Here is a 14,626-nt window from a genome sequence, read left to right as displayed (position 1 = left end):
TTGTGCACTGGAGCGAAGCGATGAATACCTTGAGCTGGATTCGTGGCGTCAATGGCACCTTGGGCCATCTGCTTCCCGAGCGTGTCGCGCGCAAGATGCGTCGCGCCTTCATGACCCCGCGTACCTTGCCACCGCGTGATTGGGAGTTGCCGCTGCTGGCGCGTGCCGAACGCATCACCTTGCGCTTCGGCCTGTCGGCCTTGCGCTGGGGGCAGGGCCCGACCGTGCTGTTGATGCACGGTTGGGAAGGGCGTCCAACGCAGTTTGCCAAGTTGATTGAAACCCTGGTCGATGCCGGCTATACCGCCGTGTCCCTGGAGGGCCCGGCGCACGGTCGTTCGCCCGGCAATCAGGCGAATGTTGTGCTGTTCGCCCGGGCGCTGCTGGAGGCGGCGGCCGAGTTGCCGCCGCTGAAGGCCGTGATTGGGCATTCCATGGGCGGTGCCAGTGTACTGCTGGCGTTGCAGTGGGGGCTGCGTGCCGACGCCGTGGTGAGCATTGCCGCACCGGCCCGGCTGATTGGCGTGCTACGTGGCTTTGCCCACCATCTGGGCCTGCCGGCGCGGGCTCGGGCGGCGTTCATTCGGCAGATCGAGCGCGAAGTCGGTGTGCCGATCATGCGCCTGGATGTCACTGGCTATCAGTTGGAGATGCCCGGCCTGATCGTGCATGCCGAAGACGACCGGCTGGTGCCTGCCGGAGAAGCCCGAATCATTCACGATGCCTGGTTCGACAGCCGCTTGCTGATGCTCCAGGAAGGTGGGCACCAACGGGTGTTGGCCGATCCGCTGGTGATCGATGGTGTTCTGGCATTGTTGGGGCGGAACGCTCAGCCGGCTCTGCAATTGGCCGGTAATTCAAGGTGTTGAGCTGGACGCCAGGCGGCTATGCGAAAGTGACTTGATGAATGCTTCGTCCAGCGTGCTGGCGCCAAATTGTTTTAGATAGTCTTTGCTACAGTTGAAGGTTGCAAACGTGGTGTCGATGATGGAATGGAATATATCGCAATGGTTTGCTATCTCTTCAATGTAATGGGATGAAACAAGCACGGTCACCCCTTGGTCTGCAGCTTGACGCAGGCACTGCCATATATAATAGCGAAACTCGGGATCCACCCCCGCAGTGGGTTCATCGAGAATGATAAGCTCGCAGGGTAACAGCAGCAAAGATAGAGTGAAAAAGCACCGGATCTCACCATAGCTGCAAACTGCAGGCTTTCTTTTGCTTGTTTCACGGTAACGCTCACCAATTTGGCTCGGCCATTCTGCCAGTTTAGCGTTGATGTCCGCATTTGAAGGTGGCGCAGTACAGGAAAGGGCAGATAGTAATTTAAATATCTCATCCATGCGAAGAGAGGTGGGTGTCGAAAGTGTCTGCGAAAGATAGAGTTGAGTCGTGGCGGAGTTTGATACTGTTCCATGCTGTGGGGGTAGCAGCCCGCACAGCATGTCGAAAAAGGTTGTCTTGCCCGAACCGTTTGGGCCTAGCAAGCCGGTAAGTTTGCCCTTTTCGATGTCCAGGGATGCGTCGTTGAACAGTTGCTTGTTTCCAAAATGGTGGCTGATGTTTATTACGCTGAGCAGGTTCATCAATAGCGGCTCCAGACAGGGTGAATGCGCAGGTATTTATGGAGAAGCGAACCGCATGTAAGTGTAGAAAAAATAGCGCCGCATACGATGAGCGGCAGATTTGAAGGGGCACAGATAAACGTCTGTGCCAGCCTCAAGGGATTGACAAGGTTGAGTGTCGAGAGTGTGCTTTCTGTCGTACTGCTAAGGTAACTTAGCGATAGCATAGTGAAAGAAATTATTGAGAATAGCGTGCTGGCTGTAGAGAACTTCAAGGGTAAGAGTGCTATTAATAGGCCGGCACAAGAAAAATAAGTGTAGCTAATAAAGAATCGAATGATGAGGTTGATGAATTCCATTGCTGAGTAGTCGCCAAAAGCAGGGCGTGTAACCAGATAAAAAAGGCTAGCATAGCAAAGCGCGATAAGGGCGTAACCAGTGATGTGTGCAGCAAGGTAGAGTGCGATTGAGGATCGATTATAAATAAAAGAGCGAATAAAGCCGCTTTCGCGCCGGCCAATTAAATAAAAACTACAGCCGAACAAGGCAGTACTTAACGCAATGTAGGCATAAAACCAGGAGGCGACGATTATGTAATGTCCTTCATGCGGTGGTCGGTTGTCCGGCGCAATCGCCATGAAGTGGAAAAATATACAAGGTGAGACAATGCTCCAAAGTATTGCTGTTGGTTCTTTTAGCTGTTCTTTGAGTAATATAAGGAGGGTGGAGTGGAGGCGGTGTAGAAGGTTTTTATATCTCGCATTCATGGGAAAGGCACCATTGTAGACTGCCTTGATTTTATTATTTTGTCGCTGAAGCCATGGGAGTAGCTATTTTCTGTGTTTATGTTTGCTGCGTTGTTCATGTGTAGGAATATGTTTGGAGATAAAAATTTGCAGGCGTAAAAATCATTTCCGTTTACGCTCGTGCTGTTCATGTATAGGTAGTCGTGTAGGTTTTTTGCGGTAAGTGCGGATATTAGGTTTTTCAGTGTGAGTGGGTGTGAGGTTCTGTTAGGTGGCGGGGCCTCAGTAATGTTATTGAATTGTGCTGCGGTGTGCTCGCTGCTGCAGGTCAGGAAGTGCCTTAAGTATTCGTCTTTTATTGTTTCATTTTTCGAATCGCTTCTATAGAAAAGATTCATGAAGCGATATGTCTGCCAAAGCTCAAGTATGGATTTTTCGAGGGCGGCTCGTCGATTCTTAGCGTAAGACATGCCTGCACAATACCTTACAGCGCGTCCAGTGACGTCGCTGCTATAAATAGCTATTATGCACGTTCCTGGGAAATCACTATCGCTGATGTCGAAGGCCTGTAGCGTCCCGGCGCTACTTAGGTGTTTGAACGTTGCGCCGCACTCTGAATGCTTGAGTAGTTTATCGATCTCAATGGGCTTAAGGATTTTTTGGCACGTATTGGTTAGCCAGAAGCGTGTTAGGAATTGTCTTTCCAGGGACTCTTGAATAGCGCCTTGGATTGAATGTTTTGCGCTCCAGTGTAGGCTGCATCCACAAGTATCTCTGTTCGGGTAATAGTTGTTGTCGCTGTCGCCGGTCACTGGTGTGAGTGAGAGGCAGACGCTAGGGATGAAGCAGGGTGACCAGTCTTTGGTCCGCCAGGCTTTTGTGAGTTGAAAGGCGTGTGCTCTGATTTTTTCTTTAGTGGTTTCTGTGCGGCTCGTCTGGAGGAAGGCGCTTACGAATTCATTGGCCTCCGCAGAGGTTAACGCGTCTTGCAGAGTGCCTGACTTCTCTCTGGCAATGTCCAGATAGAAGTGGCGCCGTTCAATGAATTCGCCCATGGCGGAGGCAATCGACTTGCTCCCCCAGCCAACGCCGGATCCGTGAATTTGCCATTTGCTTCCAGTATCGATAGAGGATGGAAGGCTTCTGAGTGCGTTGGGTTGGAAAAATAGATAATCAGGGTGATTTGAATGCGCAACTTTGCTATGTATTTTCACGCGTGCTGTCCTATAAGCTGTATGCAGAGCTCCAGCCTCCAACAGAGCGTGGCGATACCCTCGATATCGATATTTGAAAAGCGCTTTGGGTAAATACATGAAATAGATTGACGCGATCGAAGGGCTGCCGATGTCCTGTTTGGTAGGCAATAATGTGTCGTGTAGGTGTTCGGCGGCGAAGCAGTTTTGGATGCTCTCTAGCTTTCTCGAACGAGGGAGTAAGTGATAAACGTGAGAGTTCGGCCAGGCGGATTGTGCGTTCAGATCGCAGCAAAATAGTTCAACGGGGTAAAGTGCCCCAGCACTAGGGTATCCACGTTTGTAAGGATGGTCCGGTCGAGACACCAATGGTGAGAGGATGGCGCGCAACGTGTCGACTGGAATGGCGTAGTCACTGAATTTTTCGCAAGATGCTTTGCGATGCAATGGTTGTTTCGATGTAAGTGGCGAAATTTCATTGGGCTCTGTGGTGTCACAGTGATCCGGATACAACAGTAGTTCGTTGCCGGTAAGCGTGATCAGATCGTTGTCTTTTAAATGGTGCAGTGTGCTGATGTGTCGGGTTGTCTGGTGAATCAGGTAGTTTCCTTTGCAGTGAAAGTTTAATGTATCACTCATGACGTCGGCTTCTGTAAATTTTATGCAGTAGTCGTGCGGAATGCTCACGGGTTCATCCTCAAGCATTGACACATTCCAGGTCTGAGCTTTTCAGCGTTTCGAATTCTATCGATTGCACAGAATGCGCATGGATTCCCGATAGCTGGTATGAAGGGCTGGCTGAGATGGTACTTTCCCTCTATGAAATACCCTGGAATAATCGCGCTTTCGGGGTTTTTTGTACAAAATTTGAAATAAAAGTCTCTGGCGTTGCTTGGGTGTAAGTCGAATGTTGCGAGAATAAATAGCTTTCTTTCATTTTTTGGGGACGACGTTGTGCTCGTCGAATGAGCAGGTCTCCAGGTTTATGCTATCTGAAAATATTCCTTTGGCTTGGCTTATTGGTTCGGTATCAAAATATAAGGTTTCCTTACGATAGTAGGGTGCTTTTGCTGCTCGCTGAATCGTTACCGTGTCCAGCAAGAAATCTAAGGCGATTCTAGGTGTGTCAAAGTGGTTCGCTATTATGGTGTCTAGCTGCTGCTCTGCGATTGATTGGTTTTTAAGGGTTGCAAGCTCGGATAGCAAGGATTTGATAGGTGTTTCATTTGGCTTGGTTATTCCAGATTTCGTGAGTAGGAGAGTGTCCGGTTCGAAGTTCAATAGCTCATAGTTATTAATTTTTATTGGCATGGCGGATTTCTCGTGCCACGTGCCCAGCTAATTGGCGAGGCACGTGGTTGATGGACGTTTTATACGGGTTCGTAGTTCACAGAATTGCTACCCCCGCTGCATCCACCAGAGCCACCGCAACCACCTGCACCTCCTGATCTGCCAAAAAACTCCATATCAATTTGGTGCTGTATGGAATGGTCAAGTGCAAGAAGGGTTTCGCCTAACACACTATTTTCGCTGTTCATATCTTACGTCCCTTTTTGCTTTCTCCGTGATTGGGGTTCGGGATTTTTATTTGAATAGGCGTTCCAAGTCAAAGGTAGTGGTGTTTAACCAGTTGTTTTGGTTTTGTGGGAAATTGGTTCGTAAAATCTTTCAGTCTTTTCTGGTTGTTTTGTCTGAAATGTATTTGAAGGTCTTTTGTGTGACGTGGCTCTCTTAATTTTGTGGGATCTTAATTTTCTACCTAGTGGGAATTATTTATTTTTACTGTAGGTTTTTTCCTTGCTCCATGAGGATTGGCTAAAGTTAATTTTCCCTTCACACGAAGAGTTCCGACGAGTGGTAGGTAACGCTACGTTGGTTCATTCGGATGTCGGCCTATGGGGAGATAATAATACAATTTGTAGTCTATCGCTGGGGTGGCCAAGCATCCGTTACACTCTGCCCATTCATCACCGATTGGAGCGGACATGAGTTGGGATCTGGCAACGCCATTCGTCATCGACCTTCGCGTCGCTGCCGACGACATCGACGGCCTCGGCCACGCCAATAACGCGGTCTACGTCACCTGGCTGGAGCGCTGTGCCTGGCGCCATTCGCAGCGCTTGGGCCTGGACCTGGCAGAATACCGGCGCCTGGACCGGGCGATGGCCGTGGTTCGTCACGAAATCGACTACCTGGCCAGCGCCTACGAAGACGACGAGCTGCAATTGGCGACGTGGATCGTCGATTGGGACCAGCGCCTGAAGATGACCCGGCATTTCCAGCTGGTGCGGCCCAGCGATGGCACCACCTTGTTGCGCGCGCAAACCACCTTTGTCTGCATCGAGTTGTCCAGCGGCAAGCCCAAGCGCATGCCTGCCGAGTTTCTCGAAGGCTACGGCGCCGCCTTGCTCGACCCGTCGGCGTGTTGAAGCCCGGTATGGGCGAGAATACGCTCGACGATCTACACCACCGAACAACGTGAAGTATCGAAACTCAGCGCCCGCTTGTGCAGCGCTTCATTATTGCGGCTGATCCCGGTGAAGATCCTTGATCTCGCCGGCCAGCGCATTGTGGTGCCGACCCGGGAAACCCCGGTGAACCAGATGATGCTCGGCCCGTGTGGCCTTGCCTGTTGCTCGTTATCCATTGTTCACCCTGAGTGCCCGCGCGCGATGGCGCAGGTGCAGTACGTCTCGCCGGCAAAGTAAAGATCATCCTTCGCCGCAGCCCTTTGTTAAACTGCCGGCTTTTGCCGCAGGCCTTCTTCCCATGCAAATTGCCCTGGCCCCGATGGAGGGGCTGGTCGACAACATCCTGCGCGACCTGCTGACTCGGGTCGGTGGGGTTGACTGGTGCGTTACCGAGTTCATCCGCGTCTGCGACCGGCTGTTGCCGCCGTCGCAGTTCTACAAGCTCGCCCCGGAATTGCGCCAGGGTGCGCAAACCGCGGCCGGCGTGCCGATGCGGGTGCAACTGCTCGGTTCCGACCCAGGATGCCTGGCGGAAAACGCCGCGCTGGCCTGCGAGCTCGGCGCGCCGGTGATCGACCTGAATTTTGGCTGCCCGGCCAAGACGGTGAACAAGTCCCGCGGTGGCGCGGTGCTGCTCAAGGAGCCCGAGCTGCTCCATACGATTTTGTCTGAAGTGCGCCGCGCGGTGCCGGCGCACATTCCGGTCACGGCGAAGATGCGCCTGGGCTTCGACAGCCCGGACGGCGCCATCGATTGTGCCCTGGCGCTGGCCGAAGGTGGCGCCGCACAGCTGGTGGTGCACGCGCGCACCAAGGTCGAAGGCTACAAGCCGCCGGCACACTGGGAATGGGTGGCGCGGGTGCAGGACGTGGTCAAGGTGCCGGTGTTCGCCAATGGCGAGGTCTGGACCCTCGACGACTGGCGGCGTTGCCGTGAGGTCAGTGGTGTCGAGGACATCATGCTGGGTCGCGGCCTGGTCTCGCGCCCGGACCTGGCCCGGCAGATCGCTGCGGTGCGCGATGGCGTCGCCTTCGAGCCACTGAGCTGGCAGGGTTTGCTGCCGTTGATCCGCGAGTTCTGGGCCCAGGTCATCGCCGAGCTGACCCCGCGTGCAGCGCCGGGGCGCCTGAAACAGTGGGTGGCGATGCTCACCCGCACGTATCCCGAGGCGGCCGAACTGTTTGTCGAGCTGCGCCGCGAGCAGGACTGCGAGCGGATCGGCCGCTTGCTCGGGATGCCGTTGGTCGAGGCGGCCTGAAAAAATGTGTATGGGCGTGCTTGAAATCGTCCGGGTGGTCCTTATCTAGGGAGTACGCGATGCCGAAGTCGGGTCGCGTTGAACACCAACTCGCTGATAACTCAGGAGATTTACCATGACTACCGCATTTTCTCTGGCTCCACTGTTCCGTCATTCCGTTGGTTTCGACCGTTTCAACGATCTGTTCGAATCCGCGGCACGTAATGAGTCGGGTAGCACCTACCCACCCTACAACGTGGAAAAACATGGCGATGACCATTATCGAATCGTCGTTGCGGCGGCCGGTTTCCAGGAGCAGGATCTTGATCTGCAAGTGGAGAAGGGCGTGTTGACTGTCACTGGCGGCAAACGTGACGGCAGCGGCGAAAGCGTCACCTACCTGCACCAGGGCATCGCCCAGCGTGCGTTCAAGCTGTCGTTCCGCCTGGCCGACCATATCGAGGTCAAGGCCGCGGGGTTGGCCAACGGGCTGCTGAGCATCGATCTGTTGCGCATCGTGCCGGAAGACGCCAAGGCCAAGCGCATCCCGATCAACAGCGACCAAGCGGCGCTGAACTGATCGAAGAAAGGGCACCGTGAGGTGCCCTTTTTTGTGCCTGATTGTTGAGCGACAGTGCCCCCTGAGCTTGGGCGTTTCAGTAATCCGCCGGCGCCTGCAGCAACATCGCCCGGAACTCGTTCAGCGGCAACGGCCGGCTGTGCAGATAGCCCTGGTACAAATGGCAGCCCAGCCGCTCCAGAAACTCCAGCTGCTCGCTTAGCTCGACCCCTTCGGCAATCACTGCCAGGTCCAGGCTGCGCGCCATTGCCACGATTGCCCGGACGATCTCCGCGTCGTTCGGGTCCAGCGGTGCGTCGCGCACGAACGACTGGTCGATCTTCAACGCATCCACCGGCAAGCGCTTCAGGTAGGTCAGTGACGAATACCCGGTGCCGAAGTCGTCCATCGCAAAACTCACGCCGAACGCCTTCAATTCGCGCATCTTGCTGATGGTGTCCTCCAGGTTCTGGATCACGATACCCTCGGTTATCTCCAGCTTGAGCATCGCGTAGGGCAGGCGGTAGTCATCCAGGCTGCGCCGCACCCGCTCGACAAAGTCGTTCTGGCGGAACTGCCGGGGGCTGATGTTCACGCACAGGCTGAAGTCCTCGGCATCGATCAGCCCGTCCTGCAACATCCGTGAGCAGGCATCGCAGGCCTCGTCGAGAATCCAGCTGCCCACTTCCAGAATCAGCCCGCTTTCCTCCAGCACTTGAATGAACTGCGCCGGCGGCTGCTGGCCGAGCAGCGGGTGGTGCCAGCGCAGCAGCACCTCGGCACCGACGATGCGGTTGTCCCGCGCGTCCACTTGCGGCTGGAAGTGCAGCGCCAGTTCGCCTCGGGCCAGGGCCATGCGCAGGTCGCTCTCCATGCGCAGGCGCTCGCTGGCCGCCTTCTGCATGGTGGTGTGGAACAGTTGCGTGGTGTTGCGCCCGGAATCCTTGGCCCGGTACAGGGCAATATCGGCCCGCTTGAGCAAGTCGGCCGGGGTCGAGCCATGGTCGGGTATCAGCGCCACGCCGATACTCGGTGTTACCTGCAGGCGTTGGCCGTCCAGCGACATTGGCTCGGCCAGCAGCTCGCGCAGGGTATCGGCCAGTTCCCGAACCTTGTCGGTGACCTCCTCGCGGCTGCCTTCCAGGCCGCTGAGCAGCACCACGAACTCGTCGCCGCCCAGGCGCGCGACGGTGTCTTCCATGCGCACGCTGGCCTCCAGCCGGGCGGTGATGATCTTCAGCACGGTGTCGCCGACCGGGTGGCCGAGCGAATCGTTGATGTGCTTGAAATGGTCGAGGTCGAGGAACAGCAGGGCGCCGCGCAAATTGTGGCGCTTGAGCAGGGCAATCTGCTGGCTCAGGCGGTCCATCAGCAGCGCGCGGTTGGGCAGGTTGGTCAGCGGGTCGTGATAGGCCAGGTGACGAATCTGCGCCTCGGCGTTCTTCAACTGGCTGACGTCGCGGGCGGTCAGCAGCAGGCAGTCGGCCTCGTTGAGGGTGATCGGCTCCACCGACACTTCCAGGGTGAGGATTTCCCCGCGCTTGCTGCGTCCGAGCATCTCGCGGTGATGAATCCGCCCGCGCTCCTGCACTTCGGCCAGCAGCAGCGTGTGCTGCTTGTCGTCGGCCCACAGCCCGATATCGTTGGCGCTGCGGCCGAGTACCTCGTCGGCGCGGTAGCCGGTAAGGCGGCAGAAACCGTCGTTCACTTCCAGATAGCGGCCACTGTCGCGCTCGGTGATGGTGATGGCGTCGGGGCTGGAGTGGAAGGCCATGGCGAACTTCTCTTCGCTGGCCTTCAGGGCTGCCTCGGCGCGCTGCTGCTGGGTGATGTCGCGCAGGGTGGTCACGCTGCAGGTCTGGTTGTCGACCTTGATCGGCCGGCTGGAGATCACGCAGGTCAGCGCCTGGCCGTCCTGATGGTTGACCACCACGGCCACATTGTTCAGCGCCTGGTCGCGGATTACCTGTTCGATGCGCCGGGCGCGCTCGGCCGATTCGGCCCACAGGCCGATTTCCTCGGCGGTGCGGTTGAGCACCTGCTCGGCACTCCAGCCGAAGGTCTGGGTAAACGCCGGGTTGATCTCGATGAACTGGCCGGTGTCCTGGCGGGTGACGCAGATCGGGTCGGGGCTGACCTGGAACAGGCTGGCGAATTTTTCCTCGGAGCTGGTCAGGCGTTGCTCGCGTTCGACCTGGTCGGTGATGTCGAGCAGCGTCCCGGCCATGCGCAGCGGGTTGCCCTGGGCGTCGCGATATAACCGGGCGCGGCTCTCTATATAGCGTGAAGTGCCGTTCTCCAGCTGAATCCGGTAGGTGATCTGGTAATTGCCGGCTGGCCCTTCGCGCAGGCTGCGGTAGGCCTGGCGCATGGTGCTGCGTTCCTGCTCGGGTACGCCTTCGAAAAACGCTTCGAACGATTCGTGGAACGGCACTGGCTCAAGTCCGTGCAACTGCGCGGCGCGCGCCGAGCCGTAGAGCATGCCGCTGGGAATGTGCCAGTCCCAGGTGCCGAGTTGTGCCGAGTCCAGTGCCAGGTCGAGGCGTTCCTGGCTGTCCTTGAGTGCCTGTTCGGCACGTTTGCGCTCGCTGGTGTCGACGAAGGTGCTGAGCAGGTAGGCGACACCTTCCAGCTCGATGGTCTGGGTGCTGAGAATGCCATCGTGGACTTGCCCGCTGCTGGCGCGAAACTGCACCTCCAGGGTGACCGGGCCCTTGGTGCCGCGGGTGGCTTCCAGCACCTGGTGGCGCTGCTGCGGGTTGACCCACAGGCCCAGTTCCAGGGTGGTCTTGTCGGTGATCTGGCTGGCCGGCCAGCCGAGGGTCTGCTCGAAGTGCTGGTTGACCTCGTAGATCATGCCGTCGCTGCGCCGGGTGAGCAGGACCACGTTGGGGCTGAGGTGGAACAGCGTGGCAAAGCGTTTTTCCGAGTTGATCAGTGCGCTTTCGCGCTCGCGCTGGCGGGTGATCTCGCGGATCACCCCGATCATCTGCGGTCGGCCGTTGCGGTCCTTGCTCATGCTGCCGTTGATTTCCAGCCAGTGCAGGCTACCGTCCGGCCAGCGGATGCGGTGGCGCAGGGCCTGCTCCACCGGCTCGCCATTGAGCACCGCGTGGAACGCCTGCAAGGTGCGGGCACGGTCTTCCGGCGGTAGCAAGTCCAGGTAATCGAGGTCGTTGGGCAGCGGCTGATGCGGGTCGAAGCCGAACAGCGCCTGGGTGCCGCGCGACCAGTTGATGCGGCCGCTGTCAACATCCCAGAACCAGGCGCCCAGGCGCGCGCCGTTCAGGGCCGCCAGCAGTTGCGGTGCGTTCTCCCAGGTTTGCTCCGACTCCTGGGGGTCTGCCGCGTGGATTCGGGGCAGGCGCGGAAAACGGTTTGCTGATTTGGGCATCGATTACCAGACCTTTGGCGGATAACACTTCCTTGGGATCGGGCCGGCCGTGGGCGCTGACGGGCGGTCCTACTGTTCTCTCGCATGGCTGTCGAGCAGTGCCATAAACGCTCTGGCCGCATTCGATAACGTTCGTTCCGTGTGCAGAATGTAGCCTAGCTGGCGCGACAGCTGTATGCCCGGCAAGGCGATGGGTGCAACCTGCTCATCGAGCATAGTCCGCGGCAGCACACTCCAGGCGAGGCCGATGGACACCATCATTTTGATGGTTTCCAGGTAGTTGGTGCTCATGGCGATGTTCGGCGTCAGGCCCTGGGCCTCGAACAGGCGCTGGACGATATGCCGGGTAAAGGTATTGCCGCCGGGAAACACCGCCGGGTGGTGACCAATGTCGGTCAGGTTGACCGCACCCTTGCAGGCTAGCGGATGGCCCGGGGCGACGACGAAATCCAGCGGGTCGTCCCACACCGGCACGGCGCGTACCAGGTGATGCGGCTCCGGCGCCAGGGTAATCACGGCGATTTCGGCGCGGCCGTGGAGAATTTCCTCGTAGGCCACTTCCGAGTCGAGAAACTGGATATCCAGCGCCACGGCCGGGTACTGCCGGGTAAAGGCCCGTAACAGCGGCGGCAGGCGGTGCAGACCGATATGGTGGCTGGTGGCCAGGGTCAGCCGACCGCTGACCTCGCCGGTCAGGTTGCTCAGGGCCCGGCGGGTGTCGTCGAGCACGTTGAGAATCTGGTAGGCGCGCGGCAGCAGGGCGCGGCCGGCCTCGGTCAGGCTGACTTCGCGGCCCAGGCGGTCGAACAGCCGCACATCGAGTTGTTGCTCAAGCCCGGCAATGCGTTTGCTGATGGCTGGCTGGGTCAGGTGCAGGCGCTCGCCTGCGCCGGAAAAGCTGCCGGTTTCGGCAATTGCAATAAAGGCATTGAGGTTTGCCAGGTCCACTACTCGTATTCCTTTCGGTTATCCAAACCATAAAAATTATGAATTTGAGTTATTCAATCTAACCCCATAGCATCCGCCATACAAGCCAAGGGGTTATTGGCATAGAAAGACGCTGATGAGGAACAGTCTGATGGCCGGCAAAACGCTCTACGACAAGCTTTGGGATTCGCATTTGGTCAAGCAGCGCGACGATGGTTCGGCGCTGATCTACATCGACCGTCACATCATTCACGAAGTGACGTCGCCGCAAGCCTTCGAAGGCCTGCGCCTGGCCAACCGCAAACCCTGGCGCATCGATGCCAACATCGCCACGCCTGACCACAACGTGCCGACGACCCCGGAGCGCAAGGGCGGTATCGACGCCATCGTCGACCAGGTGTCGCGCCTGCAGGTGCAGACCCTCGATGAGAACTGTGACGAATATGGCATCACTGAATTCAAGATGAATGACGTGCGTCAGGGGATCGTGCACGTCATCGGCCCGGAGCAGGGTGCCACCTTGCCCGGCATGACTGTGGTCTGCGGCGACTCGCACACCTCCACCCACGGTGCCTTCGGCGCCCTGGCCCATGGCATTGGCACTTCCGAGGTGGAGCACGTGCTCGCCACCCAGTGCCTGGTGGCCAAGAAAATGAAGAACATGCTGGTGCGCGTCGAAGGGCAGTTGCCGTTCGGTGTCACCGCCAAGGACATCGTCCTTGCCGTGATCGGCAAGATCGGCACCGCCGGTGGCAACGGTCATGCCATGGAATTTGCCGGCAGCGCTATTCGCGATCTGTCCGTCGAAGGCCGCATGACCATCTGCAACATGTCCATCGAGGCCGGTGCGCGGGTCGGCCTGGTGGCCACCGACGAGAAGACCGTTGCCTACGTCAAGGGCCGTCCGTATTCGCCAAAAGGCGAGCAGTGGGAGCTGGCCGTCGAAGCCTGGAAAGACCTGGTCTCCGACGCTGATGCCGTGTTCGACACCGTGGTCGAACTGGACGCTGCACAGATCAAGCCGCAGGTCAGCTGGGGTACCTCGCCGGAAATGGTCCTGGCGGTTGACCAACGCGTGCCGGACCCGGCCGCCGAAGCCGACCTGGTCAAGCGTGGCTCGATCGAGCGCGCCTTGAAGTACATGGGCTTGAGCGCCAACCAGGCGATCACCGACATTCAGCTGGACCGCGTGTTCATCGGCTCCTGCACCAACTCGCGGATCGAGGATCTGCGGGCGGCGGCAGTGATCGCCAAAGGCCGTAAGGTTGCCGCTACTGTCAAGCAGGCCATCGTCGTGCCGGGCTCGGGCCTGGTCAAGGCGCAGGCCGAGCAGGAAGGCCTGGACAAGATCTTCCTCGAAGCCGGTTTCGAGTGGCGTGAACCGGGCTGCTCGATGTGCCTGGCGATGAACCCGGACCGCCTGGAAAGTGGCGAGCATTGCGCGTCCACCTCCAATCGTAACTTTGAAGGGCGCCAGGGTGCCGGTGGGCGTACCCACCTGGTGAGCCCGGCGATGGCTGCCGCTGCAGCCGTGACGGGGCGTTTTGTCGATGTCCGCGAGTTGATCCAAGGGAGCGCAGCATGAAAGCCTTTACCCAGCATACCGGCCTCGTCGCACCACTGGACCGTGCCAACGTCGACACCGACCAGATCATTCCCAAGCAGTTCCTGAAGTCGATCAAACGCACCGGCTTTGGCCCGAATCTGTTCGACGAGTGGCGCTACCTGGATGTCGGGCAGCCGTACCAGGACAACAGCAAGCGCCCGCAGAACCCGGATTTCGTGCTCAACCATGCGCGCTACCAGGGGGCCAGCGTGTTGCTGGCGCGGGAGAACTTCGGTTGCGGCTCCAGCCGCGAGCACGCGCCGTGGGCGTTGGAAGAGTACGGTTTCCGCAGCATCATCGCGCCAAGCTATGCCGACATCTTCTTCAACAACAGCTTCAAGAACGGCTTGTTGCCGATCATCCTCAGCGATGCCGACGTCGATGAGCTGTTCAAACAGGTGGAAGCCAATCCGGGCTACCAACTGACCATTGATTTGCAGGCGCAGACCGTCAGCCGTCCCGACGGCAAGGTGCTGGGCTTCGAAATCGATGCGTTCCGCAAGCACTGCTTGCTCAATGGCCTGGACGATATCGGCCTGACCTTGCAGGACAGCGAGGCGATTGCAGCGTTCGAGGGCAAGCACCGGGCGAGCCAGCCGTGGTTGTTCCGCGACGCTTGAGCGAAGTGTCGGCCTGATCGCCGATAAGGCCAGCGCCCACAGGGGGCTGGCCAGCTCTGCGGGCGCTAACCTTGCAACCGCGAGGTACTGGAGAACCTCGGCACCCACCCCAAAGCCTATACCAACAGTGCCGTGCACGAGCTCGGCGACCAAGCCGCGGCCCACCTGGGCAATCCCGCACGCCCGCAGCACGCCGACCTGCCCTACCTCGGCGGCGAGGTCGGCCACCTGCGCCACGCCCTGCTGCCGCACCTCGCCGACGTGGTCGGCCACGTCCTGTCGCAGCTGGCCCCGCTGGTCGCTGC

General features: G+C 58.3%; 13 protein-coding genes. 7 read left to right on the top strand and 6 right to left on the bottom strand.

Features of this window, described 5'->3' with window-relative positions:
- Positions 1-20: 20 nt before the first annotated feature.
- Complete coding sequence (locus DCO48_RS00055; protein WP_116548601.1) at positions 21-869, top strand: alpha/beta fold hydrolase; 849 nt, start codon at positions 21-23, stop codon at positions 867-869.
- Here the strand turns inward: DCO48_RS00055 and DCO48_RS00050 are convergent.
- The 4 genes from DCO48_RS00050 to DCO48_RS00040 form a co-directional block, all read right to left on the bottom strand.
- Positions 858-1,589 carry an ATP-binding cassette domain-containing protein gene (locus tag DCO48_RS00050; RefSeq protein ID WP_116548600.1) on the bottom strand — a complete coding sequence of 244 codons (732 nt, stop codon included), beginning with the start codon at positions 1,587-1,589 and terminating at the stop codon, positions 858-860. The genes DCO48_RS00055 and DCO48_RS00050 overlap by 12 nt on opposite strands.
- Complete coding sequence (locus DCO48_RS22525; protein ID WP_133247575.1) at positions 1,589-2,335, bottom strand: hypothetical protein; 747 nt, start codon at positions 2,333-2,335, stop codon at positions 1,589-1,591. The genes DCO48_RS00050 and DCO48_RS22525 overlap by 1 nt, the downstream gene beginning before the upstream one ends.
- Positions 2,332-4,212 (bottom strand): YcaO-like family protein, encoded by a 1,881-nt coding sequence (locus DCO48_RS00045; RefSeq protein WP_116548599.1) that lies wholly within the window; start codon positions 4,210-4,212, stop codon positions 2,332-2,334. The genes DCO48_RS22525 and DCO48_RS00045 overlap by 4 nt, the downstream gene beginning before the upstream one ends.
- 228 nt (positions 4,213-4,440) lie before the next feature.
- Complete coding sequence (locus tag DCO48_RS00040) at positions 4,441-4,818, bottom strand: hypothetical protein (protein ID WP_116548598.1); 378 nt, start codon at positions 4,816-4,818, stop codon at positions 4,441-4,443.
- Positions 4,819-5,492: 674 nt separating this feature from the next.
- On the opposite strand from DCO48_RS00040, the gene DCO48_RS00035 reads away from it, so the two are divergent.
- The 4 genes from DCO48_RS00035 (at position 5,493) to DCO48_RS00025 (ending at position 7,795) form a co-directional block, all read left to right on the top strand.
- Positions 5,493-5,936 (top strand): thioesterase family protein, encoded by a 444-nt coding sequence (locus DCO48_RS00035; RefSeq protein WP_116548597.1) that lies wholly within the window; start codon positions 5,493-5,495, stop codon positions 5,934-5,936.
- Between the two features lie 108 nt (positions 5,937-6,044).
- Entirely contained in the window at positions 6,045-6,215 is a 171-nt protein-coding gene (locus DCO48_RS22645; RefSeq protein ID WP_165840711.1) for a hypothetical protein, read from the top strand.
- A gap of 61 nt (positions 6,216-6,276) precedes the next feature.
- Entirely contained in the window at positions 6,277-7,236 is a 960-nt protein-coding gene (locus DCO48_RS00030; protein WP_116548596.1) for a tRNA-dihydrouridine synthase, read from the top strand.
- 115 nt (positions 7,237-7,351) lie between these two features.
- The gene (locus DCO48_RS00025) at positions 7,352-7,795 is read left to right on the top strand and encodes an Hsp20 family protein (RefSeq protein ID WP_116548595.1); all 444 of its coding nucleotides are present in this window, start codon (positions 7,352-7,354) and stop codon (positions 7,793-7,795) included.
- 76 nt (positions 7,796-7,871) lie between these two features.
- On the opposite strand, the gene DCO48_RS00020 is transcribed toward DCO48_RS00025, so the two are convergent.
- Together DCO48_RS00020 and DCO48_RS00015 are read right to left on the bottom strand one after the other, a co-directional pair.
- Positions 7,872-11,168: a PAS domain S-box protein gene (locus DCO48_RS00020; protein WP_116548594.1), complete on the bottom strand. Its 3,297-nt coding sequence runs from the start codon at positions 11,166-11,168 to the stop codon at positions 7,872-7,874.
- 69 nt (positions 11,169-11,237) lie between these two features.
- A complete protein-coding gene (locus DCO48_RS00015) occupies positions 11,238-12,116 on the bottom strand; it encodes a LysR family transcriptional regulator (protein WP_116548593.1) in 879 nt (292 codons plus the stop codon).
- A gap of 130 nt (positions 12,117-12,246) precedes the next feature.
- Between DCO48_RS00015 and leuC the strand changes: the two genes are divergently transcribed.
- Positions 12,247-13,680 (top strand): 3-isopropylmalate dehydratase large subunit, encoded by a 1,434-nt coding sequence (gene leuC, locus DCO48_RS00010; RefSeq protein WP_116548592.1) that lies wholly within the window; start codon positions 12,247-12,249, stop codon positions 13,678-13,680.
- A complete protein-coding gene (gene leuD / locus DCO48_RS00005) occupies positions 13,677-14,321 on the top strand; it encodes a 3-isopropylmalate dehydratase small subunit (RefSeq protein ID WP_116548591.1) in 645 nt (214 codons plus the stop codon). Before leuC ends, leuD begins: the two co-directional genes overlap by 4 nt.
- Positions 14,322-14,626 lie beyond the last annotated feature (305 nt).

The sequence above is a fragment of the Pseudomonas sp. SDI genome (assembly GCF_003105155.1).
Taxonomy (GTDB): Bacteria; Pseudomonadota; Gammaproteobacteria; order Pseudomonadales; family Pseudomonadaceae; genus Aquipseudomonas.
The sequence above is the reverse complement of the archived record's forward strand: the minus strand, read 5'-3'. Positions and strand labels throughout refer to the sequence as shown.

Coding starts and splice junctions, on each gene's coding strand:
- leuD (WP_116548591.1), top strand. CDS start 13,677: ATGAAAGCCTTTACCCAGCATACCGGCCTCGTCGCACCACTGGACCGT.
- DCO48_RS00050 (WP_116548600.1), bottom strand. CDS start 1,589: ATGAACCTGCTCAGCGTAATAAACATCAGCCACCATTTTGGAAACAAG.
- DCO48_RS00020 (WP_116548594.1), bottom strand. CDS start 11,168: ATGCCCAAATCAGCAAACCGTTTTCCGCGCCTGCCCCGAATCCACGCG.
- DCO48_RS00025 (WP_116548595.1), top strand. CDS start 7,352: ATGACTACCGCATTTTCTCTGGCTCCACTGTTCCGTCATTCCGTTGGT.
- DCO48_RS00030 (WP_116548596.1), top strand. CDS start 6,277: ATGCAAATTGCCCTGGCCCCGATGGAGGGGCTGGTCGACAACATCCTG.
- DCO48_RS00055 (WP_116548601.1), top strand. CDS start 21: ATGAATACCTTGAGCTGGATTCGTGGCGTCAATGGCACCTTGGGCCAT.
- DCO48_RS00040 (WP_116548598.1), bottom strand. CDS start 4,818: ATGCCAATAAAAATTAATAACTATGAGCTATTGAACTTCGAACCGGAC.
- leuC (WP_116548592.1), top strand. CDS start 12,247: ATGGCCGGCAAAACGCTCTACGACAAGCTTTGGGATTCGCATTTGGTC.
- DCO48_RS22525 (WP_133247575.1), bottom strand. CDS start 2,335: ATGAATGCGAGATATAAAAACCTTCTACACCGCCTCCACTCCACCCTC.
- DCO48_RS00035 (WP_116548597.1), top strand. CDS start 5,493: ATGAGTTGGGATCTGGCAACGCCATTCGTCATCGACCTTCGCGTCGCT.
- DCO48_RS00045 (WP_116548599.1), bottom strand. CDS start 4,212: ATGCTTGAGGATGAACCCGTGAGCATTCCGCACGACTACTGCATAAAA.